This window comes from Bacillus sp. EB106-04-02-XG92 (assembly GCF_058791995.1).
In genome coordinates this window covers 264,628-279,886 of record NZ_JBYTEA010000001.1, presented here as the reverse complement: position 1 = coordinate 279,886, position 15,259 = coordinate 264,628, and the positions used below count along the sequence as shown (strand labels likewise).

The window sequence follows — 15,259 nt, the reverse complement described above, 5'->3', positions numbered from 1 at the left end:
TGCTAAGAAGAGAGAAAAACTAAAGAGAATTAAATCGTTTACATATTATTCTAAGAGAAAAAACAAGTTAAAAAGGGAATAATATAACAGCGGGTTAATGCTTACTAATACAGATGTGAAAAATAAAAACACGTTTGTGTAGAAGAGACCTGCAGATTATTTATAAAAAAACGTATTCAAAGTAATTGACATCGTAATTAGAATAGTTGTAAACTAAAAAACGTGATCAAGATTGTATTAATATGTTTCTGAAAAAACATTAGTACAGATTGTTAGGTACACAAAATTATTCTCAACCGACAAATAAATTTGTTGGTTTACATTGTTGCGTTTTCAGTCTAGCCAATAGATAGTGAAAGCGTTTCAGAATATGGTTCAAGAGAGGAAGAGGTGAACGGAATGGGTACTAAAACAAAAAAGACCCTATTTAATGTTGATGAGCAAATGAAAGCTATCGCAGCTCAATTTGAGACATTACAAATTTTAAATGAAAAAGGCGAAGTTGTGAATGAAGCAGCTATGCCTGAATTATCTGATGATCAATTAAAAGAATTAATGCGCCGTATGGTGTATACTCGCGTACTAGATCAACGTTCTATTTCTTTAAACCGTCAAGGACGTTTAGGTTTCTACGCACCAACAGCTGGACAAGAGGCTTCTCAATTAGCAAGTCATTTCGCACTTGAAGCAGAAGATTTCATCTTACCAGGATATCGTGATGTGCCACAATTAGTATGGCACGGTTTACCATTATACCAAGCATTCTTATTCTCTCGTGGACATTTCATGGGTAACCAAATGCCTGAGAACGTAAATGCACTTGCTCCACAAATCATCATCGGTGCGCAAATCATCCAAACTGCTGGTGTTGCGTTAGGTATGAAACTACGTGGCAAAAAATCTGTTGCAATTACTTACACTGGTGACGGTGGTGCTTCACAAGGTGACTTCTACGAAGGTATGAACTTTGCGGGTGCATTCAAAGCTCCAGCAATCTTCGTTGTACAAAACAACCGTTATGCAATCTCTACTCCAGTAGAAAAGCAATCTGCAGCTAAAACTGTAGCTCAAAAAGCAGTAGCAGCAGGTATTTACGGAATTCAAGTAGACGGTATGGACCCATTAGCTGTATACGCAGCAACTGCTTTCGCTCGTGAGCGCGCAGTAAACGGCGAAGGCCCTACTTTAATCGAGACTTTAACATTCCGTTACGGTCCACATACAATGGCTGGTGATGACCCAACTCGTTACCGTACAAAAGATATCGAGAACGAATGGGAACAAAAAGATCCAATCGTACGCTTCCGTGCATTCTTAGAAAACAAAGGCCTATGGTCTCAAGAAGTTGAAGAGAAAGTAATCGAAGAAGCAAAAGAAGATATCAAACAAGCAATTGCTAAGGCTGACCAAGCTCCAAAACAAAAAGTTACTGATTTAATGGAAATCATGTACGAAAAAATGCCTTACAACTTAGCTGAACAATATGAAATTTACAAAGAAAAGGAGTCGAAGTAAGCCATGGCTCAAATGACAATGATTCAAGCGATCACTGATGCTTTACGCGTTGAAATGAAAAATGACCCTAACGTACTTGTGTTTGGTGAAGACGTTGGTGTAAACGGCGGTGTATTCCGTGCTACTGAAGGTTTACAAGCTGAATTCGGTGAAGATCGTGTAATGGATACTCCACTTGCAGAGTCTGGTATTGGTGGACTTGCAGTTGGACTTGCACTAGAAGGATTCCGTCCAGTTCCAGAAATCCAATTCTTCGGTTTCGTATATGAAGTAATGGATTCAATTTCTGGTCAATTAGCTCGTATGCGTTATCGTTCTGGTGGACGTTGGACTGCTCCAGTAACAGTTCGTTCTCCATTCGGTGGCGGTGTTCATACTCCTGAACTACATGCTGATAGCTTAGAAGGATTAGTGGCTCAACAACCTGGTCTAAAAGTTGTTATTCCATCTACTCCATACGATGCAAAAGGTCTTTTAATCTCTGCGATTCGTGACAACGATCCAGTTATCTACTTAGAGCATATGAAATTGTACCGTTCATTCCGTCAAGATGTACCAGAAGGCGAATACACAATTGATTTAGGTAAAGCTGATATCAAACGTGAAGGTACAGATGTATCTGTTATCGCTTACGGTGCTATGGTTCACGCTGCATTAAAAGCTGCTGAAGAACTTGAAAAAGAAGGTATCTCTTTAGAGGTTGTTGACTTACGTACAGTTCAACCATTAGATATCGAAACAATCATCGCTTCTGTTGAAAAAACAGGCCGCGTAGTTGTAGTTCAAGAAGCACAAAAACAAGCTGGTATTGCAGCTAACGTTGTAGCGGAAATTAACGACCGTGCAATCTTAAACTTAGAAGCTCCAGTTGTACGTGTTGCAGCTGCTGATACAGTATTCCCATTCTCTCAAGCTGAGAGCGTATGGTTACCAAACCATAAAGATATTGTTGAAGCTGTTAACAAAGTAATGAACTTCTAATTTTTAGCTTTTCATGTGCAAAAGAAATCAGCACATGCTGGTTTCTTTTGTACATATTCTATAATAATGAAATGAATCAGGGGGCTGAATTCCGTGGCATTTGAATTTAAACTACCAGATATCGGTGAAGGTATCCACGAAGGTGAAATCGTAAAATGGTTTATTAAACCAGGCGATGAAGTAAACGAAGACGATGTACTTCTTGAAGTACAAAATGATAAAGCAGTAGTAGAAATCCCTTCTCCAGTTAAAGGTAAAGTACTTGAAGTACTTGTAGAAGAAGGAACAGTTGCAATCGTAGGAGATACATTAATTAAATTTGATGCTCCTGGATACGAAAACCTTAAATTTAAAGGTGACGATCATGATGCAGCTCCAAAAGCTGAAGAAGCAGCAGTAGAAGCTCCAGCAGCGGAAGCTACTCCAGCAGCAACTGCAGAAGTGGTAAATGAGCGCGTAATCGCTATGCCATCTGTTCGTAAATATGCTCGTGAAAACGGCGTAGACATTCATAAAGTAGCTGGTTCTGGTAAGAACGGCCGTATCGTAAAAGCTGACATCGATGCATTTGCAAATGGTGGACAAGCAGTAGCAGCAACTGAGGCTCCAGCAGCAGTAGAAGCTACTCCAGCAGCAGCGAAAGAAGAAGCACCAAAAGCACAACCAATCCCAGCTGGTGAATATCCAGAAACTCGTGAGAAAATGAGTGGTATCCGTAAAGCGATTGCAAAAGCAATGGTTAACTCTAAGCACACAGCTCCTCACGTAACATTAATGGATGAAGTTGATGTAACTGAGCTTGTTGCTCACCGTAAGAAGTTCAAAGCTGTTGCAGCTGACAAAGGTATTAAATTAACTTACCTTCCATACGTTGTTAAAGCTTTAACATCTGCATTACGTGAATTCCCAATGTTGAATACTGCTTTAGACGATGCTTCTCAAGAAATCGTTCATAAACATTACTTCAACATCGGTATCGCAGCTGATACAGACAAAGGTCTATTAGTACCAGTTGTTAAAGATACAGATCGTAAATCAATCTTCACTATTTCTAACGAGATCAATGATCTTGCTGGTAAAGCACGTGAAGGTCGCTTAGCTCCGGCTGAAATGAAAGGTGCTTCTTGCACAATTACAAACATTGGTTCTGCAGGTGGACAATGGTTCACTCCAGTTATCAACCACCCAGAAGTAGCAATCCTTGGTATCGGCCGTATCGCTGAAAAACCAGTTGTGAAAAACGGTGAGATTGTTGCAGCTCCAGTATTAGCATTATCTCTAAGCTTTGACCATCGTTTAATTGACGGCGCAACTGCTCAAAAAGCATTAAACCAAATTAAACGTCTATTGAATGACCCACAATTATTAGTAATGGAGGCGTAATAACAATGGTAGTAGGAGATTTCCCAATTGAATTAGATACAGTCGTTGTTGGTGCAGGTCCTGGTGGATACGTTGCGGCAATTCGTGCAGCACAATTAGGTCAAAAGGTAGCAATTATTGAAAAAGCTAACCTTGGTGGCGTATGCTTAAACGTTGGATGTATTCCTTCAAAAGCGTTAATCAATGCAGGTCATCGTTATGAGAATGCAATGCATTCTGATGACATGGGTATCACTGCAGAGAACGTAAAAGTTGACTTTACAAAAGTTCAAGAATGGAAAAACGGCGTAGTTAAGAAATTAACTGGCGGTGTTGAAGGCCTTCTTAAAGGTAACAAAGTTGAAATCATTCGCGGTGAAGCTTACTTCGTAGATGCTAACACATTACGCGTAATGACTGAAGATGCAGCTCAAACTTACACGTTTAAAAATGCTGTTCTTGCAACTGGTTCTACACCAATCGAAATTCCTGGATTCAAATACTCTAAACGTGTTATCAACTCTACAGGTGCTTTAAGCTTACCTGAAATTCCTAAAAAACTTGTTGTAATCGGCGGCGGTTACATCGGTATGGAATTAGGTACTGCATATGCTAACTTCGGTACAGAAGTTACTGTAGTAGAAGCTGGTGACGAAATCTTAGCTGGTTTCGAAAAAGCTATGAGCTCTGTTGTTAAACGTGCTCTACAGAAAAAAGGTAACGTAAATATCCATACAAAAGCTATGGCTAAAGGCGTTGAAGAAACAGAAACTGGCGTAAAAGTTAGCTTCGAAGTTAAAGGTGAAATCCAAACTGTAGAAGCAGATTACGTATTAGTAACTGTAGGTCGTCGTCCAAACACTCAAGAAATCGGTCTTGAGCAAGTTGGAGTTAAAATGACTGACCGCGGCATCATCGAAATCGATGAGCAATGTCGTACAAACGTACCAAATATCTATGCAATCGGTGATATCGTTCCTGGACCACCATTAGCTCACAAAGCTTCTTACGAAGGTAAAGTAGCTGTTGAAGCAATTAGTGGCCATGCATCAGCAATCGATTACATCGGAATTCCTGCAGTATGCTTCACTGATCCAGAATTAGCATCTGTTGGTTACACTAAGAAACAAGCTGAAGAAGCTGGAATGACTGTAACTGTATCTAAGTTCCCATTCGCTGCAAACGGTCGTGCGTTATCATTAAATAGCACTGACGGTTTCTTACAACTTGTAACACGTAAAGAAGATGGTCTTCTTGTAGGTGCTCAAGTTGCAGGTGCAGGTGCTTCTGATATTATCTCTGAGATTGGTTTAGCTATCGAAGCAGGAATGACTGCAGAAGATATCGCTCAAACAATCCATGCTCACCCAACATTAGGTGAAATCACAATGGAAGCAGCTGAAGTTGCTCTTGGAATGCCAATTCACATTGTAAAATAATTTAAGTAATGAAAATAGCCCATCTCTTATTTAAAGAGATGGGCTATTTTTTATTTTAATAAAAACGGCTTGCAAGGTCTTTATATGTAGTTGTCGAATGAATATATAATACTTTAATTAAATGATTAGAACATATATAAATTCAAAAGCCACATATGCTTTCGTATAATATGTAATTGATTCAAACATAATCCCATATATTAATAAAATAGAGCATGTCAAAGGAGAAGGTTCCATGAGAAGATTACATGTTATATTTTATCATTTTTTATTATGGAGTGGTTTTTCCGTAGTACTATCATTGTCAAATGGTGATAAGTTGCATTATAAAGTAATTCTATTTTTTGTGTTTCTTTATTTAGCATATGTGATCGCATATTTTGTATTGCAAATTAGAAAGCAGGCATTATTCCTTACGTGTTCAAATTGCATACTTTTCTTAATCATATTTTCTATTTTTTAAATTAACGTTTATAGAAATACATTGTTCTTCCATTAAATAATTGTAACTCTCCTTCTAATTTCTTCGCTAGAAAACGGCAAAATTCATTTGCTTTTCCTTTATCACCAAATGTTGCATTAGGTGGTAAAGAAATTTGAATAAAAGATTGTTCCTTTTCTATACCGATACCAACATAAATGGAGTCATATCGATCGTGAGTAGATTGTAGTTTTAATGTTGTTGCTGATGTATCTAAAATTTCATAAGGAAAAGCGGTATTTGTATAAGCGTAATTAATTTGAACACCGGTTTTGGAAGTAACTGTTTGATAGTAATGAAAAAGTTGTTTTATATCATCTATTGAAACAGATTGTTGACTGGATTTAGGTACAAGCGTAATAAAGGCATGTTGCATATAAGTTCCCCCTAACTTAGTAGAATACTATCATTCTACCTCCTACTGAATTTTTTGACAATTAAAAGGAGTATTACTTTTTTTGTTTAATATACTAAATGAAAGGTGATGGAGAAAGGTGGAAATCGATGTTTGAAAAATTGTATGATGAGCATGAAAGTGTGAAGGTACGATTTTTGGGGTTTATGACACATGATACTCGTTATGATTTTGGTGTTATTTATACAAATATGTTTTTTGGAAAGCCGCTCATTGTTTGTATGCAAACAGGAAGATCTACTTTACTTGGACGAGATGATGTAGAGAATGTTCAACATATACAGGAAATTTTTAAATTACGATCAGAAGGTGAAGCAGCGGAGTTAGCTCAGTTTTTCTCATTTCTAGTTCCATCTACATCTTTGCATGCAGAATATGAAGAATAAATAATGTAAAACAGTCGTACGTATAAATATGGCTGTTTTTTTGTTTGAATATCGCATACTAATTTAAATTGAAAATATTTAATGTGTTATACTAAAAACCTATTGACGTAAAAAGTATAACATATTAAAATGAAGACAGAAAGTTAAGCGGTTACAAAAGTTTTTGGGATTATAAACTTAGGGGGAAATGAAAAATGGGAACGATCGTATGTCAAGATTGTGAAGGTACAATTGCACACTTCGAGGATGAAAAAGTAACGGTACTTTACGGGAAATGTGGATCTTGCGGATGTGATCACACAGAGCATACAAAAGCCCAATAATTGATAGGAAATGGACAGTTAAAAGTTTTTAGGACCATAAACTTAGGGGGAAATGAAAAATGGGAACAATCGTATGCCAAGTATGTGAAGGAACAATCGGACATTTTGAAGATGAAAAAACGACAGTGCTTTACGGGAAATGTGGTACAAATTGTGACTGTGCTAATAAAGATAAGGCGAAAGCTTAATTATAAATAAGTAGATTATTATTAAAACTCAGGGGGAAATAAAAATGGGAACAATCGTATGCCAAGTATGTGAAGGAACAATCGGACATTTTGAAGATGAAAAATCAACAGTACTTTACGGAAAATGTGGATCTCATTGCGAGTGTGACCATAAAGAACATGCAAAAGCTTAAATAAGAAAAAGCGCCTACATATGTAGGCGCTTTTTTTAATAAATTGTAGTTGTATTGCCAACTGTTGCAACGATTGCATCATCTCGAATTGGAATAAACCCTATGGATGTCTGTGGAGCTTTAGGAGAAGTGTAGTGGTTCATGAGACGGCTATCAATACGAGTAATAGTATCGGTCAAAAAAGCTGAAATAAAAGCGTAAGGGATTCGTCGTTCATTTAACGAGTATATAATTTCCTCTTTTGTTTTTACACCTACGCCATGTCCGTAAAAAAAGAAATTTCCTAGATAGATAGTATTTTCTCCTTGCCACTCAATTGTAGCTGGATTCACTTGTGGATTTTTAAAATAAACGAGATCACCTGGTACAAGATCGCCACCCGTTTTTGTTATGAGTTTTAAATCTTGATCGTAGTCCCATGTATAAAGTAAAAGGTTTGCAAAGAGGCGGTTGAAAGTTTCTTCTTCATACAATGATAGTAAAGCTTTGTAAAAAATAATAATCATCGCGGTGGCACATTCAGTTCCATATAGTTTTCCGTTTTTAAAAATATCTTGTATGGCAATGGAAGGGGGTATGTGTGGAAGGAGCTCGAATCCTCCAAGTGACGTTCTTTTCCAATACTGAGGGTTGCAAAAGGATTGTTGAAATGTGCGAAACTGAAATCCACTTTGAAACAGTTCTAGTGCAGAAGTAATAATATTAACGCGCAAGTTTAAATCAAAGCTGAGTTCATCAGATATTCGGAAGGAATAGATTTCTTGATTTCCTGCCATTATAGATAAAATTTGTTGTTTCTCAGCTGCAAATGGCTCATATTCATTTGTGATATAAGGATGTACAATAGAACGGCCTATTACAATCATAATAGTATCCCCACCTATACGTTACATTACATAATATCGTATGAGAAAAGGGAAAAAGGGTGAAAGAAAAGCCTATCAACTGATAGGCTTGTACTCTTTAATCACACGTAATGTTTGTAATGTCATATCTTCAGGACCTTGTACAGGTAAACCTGCTTCTAAGTTTTTACGAATATACTCTAAGTTATCTTGTGTAATAATTTCCCCCGGAGTAAAGATTGGAATCCCTGGTGGATAAACCATAACGAAATCAGCTATAATACGACCGGCTGCATTTTCAAATGGAATGACTTCTGTTTCCGAATAAAAAGCATCTCGTGGAGAAAGTGCTAGCACTGGTATTTCTGGAATTTCTACTTGTATTTGAACACCTTTATCAGCTTTATTTCTAAATGTTGCTGCTAAATCTTGTAATGCTGCAATAAGTGTATTCGTCTCACTTTCTGTATCCCCGAAAGTGATAAGACATAGTATGTTGTATAAATCTGAGAGTTCTACTTCAATATTATATTGCTCTCTCAGCCATACTTCAGCTTGATGGCCTGTAATACCTAAATCTTTTACAGATACAATTATCTTTGTAGGATCATAGTTAAAAGTAGCATCCGTGCCTAGCATTTCTTTTCCAGGACAGTAAAGATGCTCAATATCATTTATAGCATTACGAACTTGTTCTGCTAATTGTATTGTTTGTTCTATGAGTGCAGTTCCTTCTGTAGCAAGACGTTTTCTAGCAACATCAAGAGATGCTAATAAGATGTAAGAAGTTGATGTAGTCGTAAGCATGCTAATAATAGATTGAACATGTTTTACGTTCACAAGGCCTTCTTTCACATTAAGAATAGAACTTTGCGTTAAAGATCCTCCTAATTTGTGAACACTTGTTGCCGCCATATCAGCCCCAGCTTGCATCGCTGACATCGGCAATTCATCGTGAAAATGAATATGAACACCATGAGCCTCATCAACGAGTACAGGGATATCGTAAGAATGTGCTAATTGTACAATCTGTTCTAAATCGGCAGCGAAGCCAAAGTATGTTGGATTAATAACAAGTAAGCCTTTCGCATCTGGGTGCTCTTCAAGCGCCTTTTTGACAGATTTAATTGTAATTCCATGTGAAATACCGAGTTTTGGATCGATCTCAGGATGCATAAAAATCGGTTTTGCACCTGAGAAGATAATAGCTGACATTACTGATTTATGCACGTTTCTTGGTACTAGGATTTTGTCACCAGGACCGCAAACGCTCATCACCATTGTCATAATTGCGCCACTTGTACCTTGAATGGAAAAAAAAGTATGGTCTGCACCGAATGCAGCGGCTGCTAAATCTTGTGCTTCTTTAATCATACCTTTTGGATGATGTAAATCATCGAGCGGCGCAATATTAATTAAATCAATTGCTAATGCATTATGCCCAATAAATTCGCGAAATGTAGGATCCATGCCTTGTCCTTTTTTATGACCAGGAATATGGAATTGAATTGGATTTCGCTTACTGTGCTCAACTAAAGCGGTAAACAATGGTGTTTCGTATTGGGACAATCTATACACCCCTTCTTCTTCTTAATATTTAGTATAATTTGTTTTATATAATCCTGTTCTAAAAAAGTTAAGTCCTTTTTTAGTATGAGGCTTGTTTTTCTGCCATTCACAAAAGTGTTTTTGAGATGGTAGGTTCACTATATTTTTTATAAAACAAAAGCATTATATCACCAATAATTATAGATGTATAGCAAAAAATATTTTTATAGTGGATAAGTTAAATAGTTATTTCGAACTAACGTACAGCGGAAGAGAATTCCATCATAAAGAATAAATAGTGTATAATGCAAAGTGGCTATAGTGAAGAAGAAAAAACCCTTTAAGATAGCATATTGAAAATAAGAAGAAATGATGAATGAGGTGCAAAATGGAATATCAATATCCGTTAGATTATGATTGGTCAAATGAGGAAATGGTTGCAATTGTGAAGTTTTATGAAGCGATTGAGAAAGCATATGAAAAAGGAATTATAAGGGAAGAATTAATGGGATTATATCGTCGTTTTAAAGAGATTGTTCCATCGAAAGCAGAAGAAAAGAAAATTGATAAGGAGTTTCAAGAAGTAAGTGGGTATTCTATATACCGTGCGATTCAAAGGGCGAAAGATACTGAAGAACAAAAGCTAGTGAAAATGTAAAAAATATTTTGAAAAATAAAAACTGAAGTGATATAATGTGATAACAACTAAAAACGGACAATATAAATTGTCCGTTTTCTACTATCGATTACAAAGTGCATATAAAGGAAGGAGTGATTGCATCGTAGATTCAATCTTAGCAAGGAATTGTTCGTTGGTCATTGCTGAAAACTCCTCTGGTGATATATGGATACCAACTAATAATTCTGCTTTTTTTACAGTAGCTAGGCGTTCAATCATCTTTTGTAAGTCTTCCGTTTCAAGTGTTTTATGTAATTTTACACTTGGTTTAGTATGGTCAATGGACCAAACGAAGTCATTTGGAATATTTGTTTTTAAATCATTTAAATGTTCTAAGAAGGCGTGAGCCGTCTCCACTTTTTGTGGACACTCATAGATTAAACCAAAGTATATGAAGGCATGAGTACCCCATAATCCAATTTGGAAATGTGGCAGCATTTTATATCCTCGTTTATTTGTTGAAAAAGCAACCCAAGTATCGTTTGGTGGATTGACTTTACGACGTGCATGTTTTGCGACATGATAAAAAAAGTTCTCATCAGTTTGTTTTGATAAATATGCTGCAAACTGTTCCCCTAAAGCTTCTAGCTTAGGATGAATGTTCGTTTTAATTGCACTCATTCGTTCTTCGAGACCGTCAACTGTAAAAACCTCAAAATCAGTTGATTTGAATGTTTGTAGTGTCATGATTGTTCCTCCAACTCCTATTTTGCTTTTATTTTAGCATAGCTTGTACTATTCATAAAAAAAAACAGCACAAAAAAATTTAAATAAAAAAATATAATTTTGTTGCATAGATGATTTATCCAACATAGTATAGTATAAAACAAAAAATCAGAAAATTAAATCAATTCTAGTCCGAGGGCAGACGAATATTGGGAGGAGGCAAATAATATGAGACAGGTGATTAATGCGTTAAAGAGAACAGATGCTGAAAAGAGAATTCCGGTGCTACGTTTGGAGCTAGATTATGAATTAGCAACTTTATATGATGCGATGATGGAAGATGATAAACAGAAAAAAGAAGAGTGTGTACAAAAGTTAGAAGTGTTAAGACTTGAAATGATTCGTTTAGAAGCGTAATAATAGTATATGTATAAAAAATTAGTTGGTGCGAACCTTATAAAGGGTTCGTTTTTTCTGTGAACAGTATAGATCGGAGTGTTTAAACATGCAAGAAGTATGGAAAGACATCGATGCACACGCCAAACAGTGGATTCGAGATGCGGGAGAGCGTTTAATGGCATCAATGAAAAAAGCACTTATTATAGAAACGAAATCCAATGCAGCTGATTTAGTAACAAATATGGACCGAGAAATAGAACAGTTTTTAATTGGGAAAATTAAAGAGACATTCCCGAATCATACTATTTTAGGGGAAGAAGGTTATGGAGATGAGGTAACTTCTTCTGATGGGGTTGTTTGGTTAATTGATCCAATTGATGGCACGATGAACTTTGTTCATCAAAAGAGAAATTTTGCAATTTCAATTGGAATTTATGAGAACGGTATCGGAAAAATTGGACTTATTTATGATCCAGTTCATGATGAATTATATCATGCGCTAAAAGGTGCTGGAGCATTTTGCAATGAAGTACCAATACCTTTATTAGAAAAAGGGACTGTAGAGCAAGGGATTGTAGCTTTAAATGCGATATGGCTTACCGACAATCCATTGCTTAATATGGAAAGTATGATGGCACTTGTTAAGAAAGCAAGGGGAACAAGATCATATGGCTGTGCCGCATTAGAGATGGTATACGTTGCAACAGGGAGAATAGATGCATATGTAACGCCGAGATTATCACCATGGGATTTTGGCGGGGGGCAGATAATAGTGGAGGAAGTTGGAGGCAAGGTGACAACATTCTCTGGAGCAACGCTTTCTATTGTAGAGAAGAGCAGTGTATTAGTTGCGAAACCAGGGGTGTATGAAGAAGTGTTATCGTTTATATCGGAGTAACAAAAAAAGTAAGAGGCTGTATACACGCTTCTTACTTTTTGACGTTATTGCGATTTTCGCATTTTTCTTTTTGTTACAAAACCGTATCCAACTGTAACAAATGTGCCGATAATGCAAATAATAACACCGATTGGACTATTTTCAGCAACCATAATGCCGATACCGATTAAGAAGATAACACCGATAATTGCAGTTAATAAAAAGCGATATTGAATGTGTTCCATTTCTTCACCCTCCAATCTCATTTTACTTTCACAAAAGTAAGAATACAACTATATTTTCATTCTTGATTTTATTTTAATTGCTATTGTATCCCCTTCGCTCTTATAATAGAGAAGGATTAAAAAGACATTAGGAGTTGGACATGTTGAAAAAACGACAAGATTTACGTAATATAGCAATTATTGCCCACGTTGACCATGGTAAAACAACACTTGTTGACCAGTTATTACGTCAAGCGGGGACTTTCCGTGCAAACGAACACGTTGAAGAGCGCGCAATGGATTCAAATGATCTAGAAAGAGAACGCGGTATTACAATTTTAGCAAAAAATACAGCGATTCACTATGAAGATAAAAGAATTAACATTTTAGATACACCAGGTCACGCTGACTTCGGTGGAGAAGTAGAACGTATCATGAAAATGGTTGATGGTGTTTTACTTGTTGTTGATGCATATGAAGGTTGTATGCCACAAACACGATTTGTTTTAAAGAAAGCTCTTGAGCAAAACTTAACTCCAATCGTAGTTGTAAACAAAATTGACCGTGACTTCGCTCGTCCTGATGAAGTAGTTGATGAAGTAATCGATTTATTCATCGAACTTGGTGCGAACGAAGATCAATTAGAGTTCCCAGTTGTATTTGCATCAGCAATGAACGGAACAGCAAGCTTAGATTCAAACCCAGCAAATCAAGAAGAGAATATGAAATCATTATTTGATACAATTATTGAACATATTCCAGCGCCAATCGATAACAGCGAAGAGCCACTTCAATTCCAAGTAGCACTTCTTGATTACAATGACTATGTTGGACGTATTGGGGTTGGCCGTGTATTCCGCGGTACAATGAAAGTAGGACAACAAGTTGCTTTAATGAAAGTTGACGGAAGTGTAAAACAATTCCGTGTAACAAAATTATTCGGTTACATTGGATTAAAACGTCAAGAAATTGAAGAAGCAAAAGCTGGTGACTTAGTAGCCGTTTCAGGTATGGAAGACATTAACGTTGGTGAAACAGTATGTCCGGTTGAGCATGAAGATGCGTTACCATTATTACGTATTGATGAGCCAACACTACAAATGACGTTCCTTGTAAATAACAGTCCATTTGCAGGTCGTGAAGGTAAATACATCACATCTCGTAAAATTGAAGAGCGTCTTCGTTCACAATTAGAAACAGATGTAAGTTTACGTGTAGATAATACAGATTCTCCTGATGCTTGGATCGTATCTGGACGTGGAGAATTACATTTATCTATCCTAATTGAAAACATGCGTCGTGAAGGTTATGAACTACAAGTATCTAAGCCAGAAGTAATCATTAAAGAAGTTGATGGCGTAAGATGTGAACCTGTAGAGCGCGTACAAATCGATGTACCTGAAGAGTACACTGGTTCTATTATGGAATCTATGGGTGCACGTAAAGGTGAAATGTTAGATATGGTGAATAACGGAAACGGTCAAGTTCGCCTTACTTTCATGGTCCCAGCACGTGGTTTAATTGGTTACACAACAGAATTCTTAACATTAACTCGTGGTTACGGTATTTTAAACCATACATTCGATTGCTACCAACCAGTACACGCTGGACAAGTTGGTGGACGTCGCCAAGGTGTTCTAGTTTCACTTGAAACAGGAAAAGCATCACAATACGGTATTATGCAAGTTGAAGACCGTGGTGTAATCTTTGTTGAACCAGGTACTGAAGTATATGCTGGTATGATTGTTGGAGAACACACTCGTGAGAATGACTTAACAGTTAACGTTGTAAAAATGAAACAACAAACTAACATTCGTTCTGCAACGAAAGATCAAACTTCAACAATGAAAAAACCACGCTTAATGACTTTAGAAGAGTCATTAGAGTACTTAAACGATGACGAGTTCTGTGAAGTAACTCCAGAATCAATTCGTTTACGTAAAAAGATTCTTGATAAGAGCGAGCGCGAAAGAGCTGCTAAGAAAAAGAAATCTGTAGAAGCGTAAAATATTAGAACAGCTACCTTTGAGGGTAGTTGTTCTTTTTATCGTATTTATTTTTAGAATATTTACTCTTTTTTTGTGGACAGTATTTTTTTTGCGGGTTACTCTTGTATTAAGTACATAAATAAAATTTTTTTTGTGAGGAAGGGGGATGAATGATGTTAGAAAGGATGTCGTTTTTTGCGAAGTTATGTAAAGTTGATGAAAATCCAGAACTAGGGATGTGGTTACTGTATGGCGTTATTATTATATTAAGCGCACTTGTGTATAATTTAGGTTTTGCAAGAAAACTATCAATAGTAAAAAATATAGTGATATATATATCGTTAGCGATTGGATGTACAGTTTTAACTTTCTTTGCAGTTTTTTTACCTGTTGGAGAGGGACTTGTTGTAGCGGCAATTGTGCTTGGGATTTATAGGTTGCGATTACATCAAGCGAGACAACAAAAAGCAGGATGAGGGGGCGGAGTTTTATGCGTTCAGTGCAAGATGCATTATATAATTGGTTAACAATTAAAACAGTTGCCGAAGCACGTCCAGATGATAATGCAGCAAAAGAAACGTATATACTATTTCAAAATATGATATATGAAGAGCACAAATTAAAGAATGTGGAAGTTGAAAAGAACGAAGAAATGTATTTGATTTCATATGAAATGAATGGGGAAAGAAAATCTGCAAGGTTTCCGTTAGAAGCTATTGATTGTTTCTTGGACCAAATGAATCGTGAACCAGAAAAATACAAATAAGTCC

Annotated in this window: 20 protein-coding genes; 15 read left to right on the top strand and 5 right to left on the bottom strand. The window is 36.6% G+C overall.

What is annotated here, in order from left to right; translation table 11 throughout:
• Positions 1–399: 399 nt before the first annotated feature.
• The 5 genes from pdhA to AC3WVA_RS01330 all read left to right on the top strand — a co-directional run bounded on the left by pdhA (position 400) and on the right by AC3WVA_RS01330 (position 5,760).
• Positions 400–1,515: a pyruvate dehydrogenase E1 component subunit alpha gene (gene pdhA, locus AC3WVA_RS01350; RefSeq protein ID WP_000536893.1), complete on the top strand. Its 1,116-nt coding sequence runs from the start codon at positions 400–402 to the stop codon at positions 1,513–1,515.
• Between the two features lie 3 nt (positions 1,516–1,518).
• On the top strand, positions 1,519–2,496 hold the full coding sequence (gene pdhB / locus AC3WVA_RS01345) for a pyruvate dehydrogenase complex E1 component subunit beta (protein ID WP_000068166.1): 978 nt from the start codon (positions 1,519–1,521) through the stop codon (positions 2,494–2,496).
• A gap of 93 nt (positions 2,497–2,589) precedes the next feature.
• A complete protein-coding gene (gene pdhC / locus AC3WVA_RS01340; protein WP_087958536.1) occupies positions 2,590–3,879 on the top strand; it encodes a pyruvate dehydrogenase complex dihydrolipoyllysine-residue acetyltransferase in 1,290 nt (429 codons plus the stop codon).
• A 5-nt stretch (positions 3,880–3,884) separates the two neighbouring features.
• Positions 3,885–5,297 carry a dihydrolipoyl dehydrogenase gene (gene lpdA / locus AC3WVA_RS01335; RefSeq protein WP_000260104.1) on the top strand — a complete coding sequence of 471 codons (1,413 nt, stop codon included), beginning with the start codon at positions 3,885–3,887 and terminating at the stop codon, positions 5,295–5,297.
• 235 nt (positions 5,298–5,532) lie between these two features.
• Positions 5,533–5,760: a hypothetical protein gene (locus tag AC3WVA_RS01330; RefSeq protein WP_048530702.1), complete on the top strand. Its 228-nt coding sequence runs from the start codon at positions 5,533–5,535 to the stop codon at positions 5,758–5,760.
• Between the two features lies 1 nt (position 5,761).
• On the opposite strand, the gene AC3WVA_RS01325 is transcribed toward AC3WVA_RS01330, so the two are convergent.
• Entirely contained in the window at positions 5,762–6,154 is a 393-nt protein-coding gene (locus AC3WVA_RS01325; RefSeq protein WP_048530700.1) for a DUF1885 family protein, read from the bottom strand.
• 128 nt (positions 6,155–6,282) lie between these two features.
• On the opposite strand from AC3WVA_RS01325, the gene AC3WVA_RS01320 reads away from it, so the two are divergent.
• The 4 genes from AC3WVA_RS01320 (at position 6,283) to AC3WVA_RS01305 (ending at position 7,263) form a co-directional block, all read left to right on the top strand.
• Entirely contained in the window at positions 6,283–6,579 is a 297-nt protein-coding gene (locus tag AC3WVA_RS01320) for a DUF3055 domain-containing protein (protein ID WP_098344970.1), read from the top strand.
• 194 nt (positions 6,580–6,773) lie between these two features.
• Positions 6,774–6,902: a GapA-binding peptide SR1P gene (locus AC3WVA_RS01315; RefSeq protein WP_000536778.1), complete on the top strand. Its 129-nt coding sequence runs from the start codon at positions 6,774–6,776 to the stop codon at positions 6,900–6,902.
• A gap of 59 nt (positions 6,903–6,961) precedes the next feature.
• The gene (locus AC3WVA_RS01310) at positions 6,962–7,090 is read left to right on the top strand and encodes a GapA-binding peptide SR1P (protein ID WP_000536800.1); all 129 of its coding nucleotides are present in this window, start codon (positions 6,962–6,964) and stop codon (positions 7,088–7,090) included.
• A gap of 44 nt (positions 7,091–7,134) precedes the next feature.
• Positions 7,135–7,263 carry a GapA-binding peptide SR1P gene (locus AC3WVA_RS01305; protein ID WP_048530698.1) on the top strand — a complete coding sequence of 43 codons (129 nt, stop codon included), beginning with the start codon at positions 7,135–7,137 and terminating at the stop codon, positions 7,261–7,263.
• Positions 7,264–7,298: 35 nt separating this feature from the next.
• Here the strand turns inward: AC3WVA_RS01305 and AC3WVA_RS01300 are convergent, their stop codons facing one another.
• Both AC3WVA_RS01300 and speA read right to left on the bottom strand, forming a co-directional pair.
• Positions 7,299–8,129 carry a protein-glutamine gamma-glutamyltransferase gene (locus AC3WVA_RS01300; protein ID WP_098880831.1) on the bottom strand — a complete coding sequence of 277 codons (831 nt, stop codon included), beginning with the start codon at positions 8,127–8,129 and terminating at the stop codon, positions 7,299–7,301.
• A 75-nt stretch (positions 8,130–8,204) separates the two neighbouring features.
• Entirely contained in the window at positions 8,205–9,677 is a 1,473-nt protein-coding gene (gene speA, locus AC3WVA_RS01295) for an arginine decarboxylase (RefSeq protein WP_141539680.1), read from the bottom strand.
• Positions 9,678–10,044: 367 nt separating this feature from the next.
• On the opposite strand from speA, the gene AC3WVA_RS01290 reads away from it, so the two are divergent.
• Positions 10,045–10,314 carry a UPF0223 family protein gene (locus AC3WVA_RS01290; RefSeq protein WP_048530692.1) on the top strand — a complete coding sequence of 90 codons (270 nt, stop codon included), beginning with the start codon at positions 10,045–10,047 and terminating at the stop codon, positions 10,312–10,314.
• Positions 10,315–10,395: 81 nt separating this feature from the next.
• Here the strand turns inward: AC3WVA_RS01290 and AC3WVA_RS01285 are convergent, their stop codons facing one another.
• Positions 10,396–11,022, bottom strand: coding sequence for a YktB family protein (locus AC3WVA_RS01285; protein WP_000175083.1), 627 nt, complete (start codon positions 11,020–11,022; stop codon positions 10,396–10,398).
• Between the two features lie 207 nt (positions 11,023–11,229).
• Between AC3WVA_RS01285 and AC3WVA_RS01280 the strand changes: the two genes are divergently transcribed.
• Positions 11,230–11,418, top strand: a complete 189-nt coding sequence (locus AC3WVA_RS01280; RefSeq protein WP_001250164.1) for a YkzI domain-containing protein — start codon at positions 11,230–11,232, stop codon at positions 11,416–11,418.
• An 88-nt stretch (positions 11,419–11,506) separates the two neighbouring features.
• On the top strand, positions 11,507–12,298 hold the full coding sequence (locus tag AC3WVA_RS01275; RefSeq protein WP_048530689.1) for an inositol monophosphatase family protein: 792 nt from the start codon (positions 11,507–11,509) through the stop codon (positions 12,296–12,298).
• Between the two features lie 44 nt (positions 12,299–12,342).
• On the opposite strand, the gene AC3WVA_RS01270 is transcribed toward AC3WVA_RS01275, so the two are convergent.
• On the bottom strand, positions 12,343–12,522 hold the full coding sequence (locus AC3WVA_RS01270; RefSeq protein WP_000400130.1) for a DUF5325 family protein: 180 nt from the start codon (positions 12,520–12,522) through the stop codon (positions 12,343–12,345).
• A 140-nt stretch (positions 12,523–12,662) separates the two neighbouring features.
• Here AC3WVA_RS01270 and typA point away from each other — a divergent pair, with 140 nt between their 5' ends.
• From typA to AC3WVA_RS01255, 3 genes are all read left to right on the top strand, one after another.
• Complete coding sequence (gene typA / locus AC3WVA_RS01265; protein ID WP_000914759.1) at positions 12,663–14,507, top strand: translational GTPase TypA; 1,845 nt, start codon at positions 12,663–12,665, stop codon at positions 14,505–14,507.
• Positions 14,508–14,662: 155 nt separating this feature from the next.
• Positions 14,663–14,965, top strand: coding sequence for a YlaH-like family protein (locus tag AC3WVA_RS01260; RefSeq protein WP_087958542.1), 303 nt, complete (start codon positions 14,663–14,665; stop codon positions 14,963–14,965).
• Positions 14,966–14,979: 14 nt separating this feature from the next.
• Entirely contained in the window at positions 14,980–15,255 is a 276-nt protein-coding gene (locus AC3WVA_RS01255) for a hypothetical protein (RefSeq protein WP_071758753.1), read from the top strand.
• Positions 15,256–15,259: the final 4 nt, after the last annotated feature.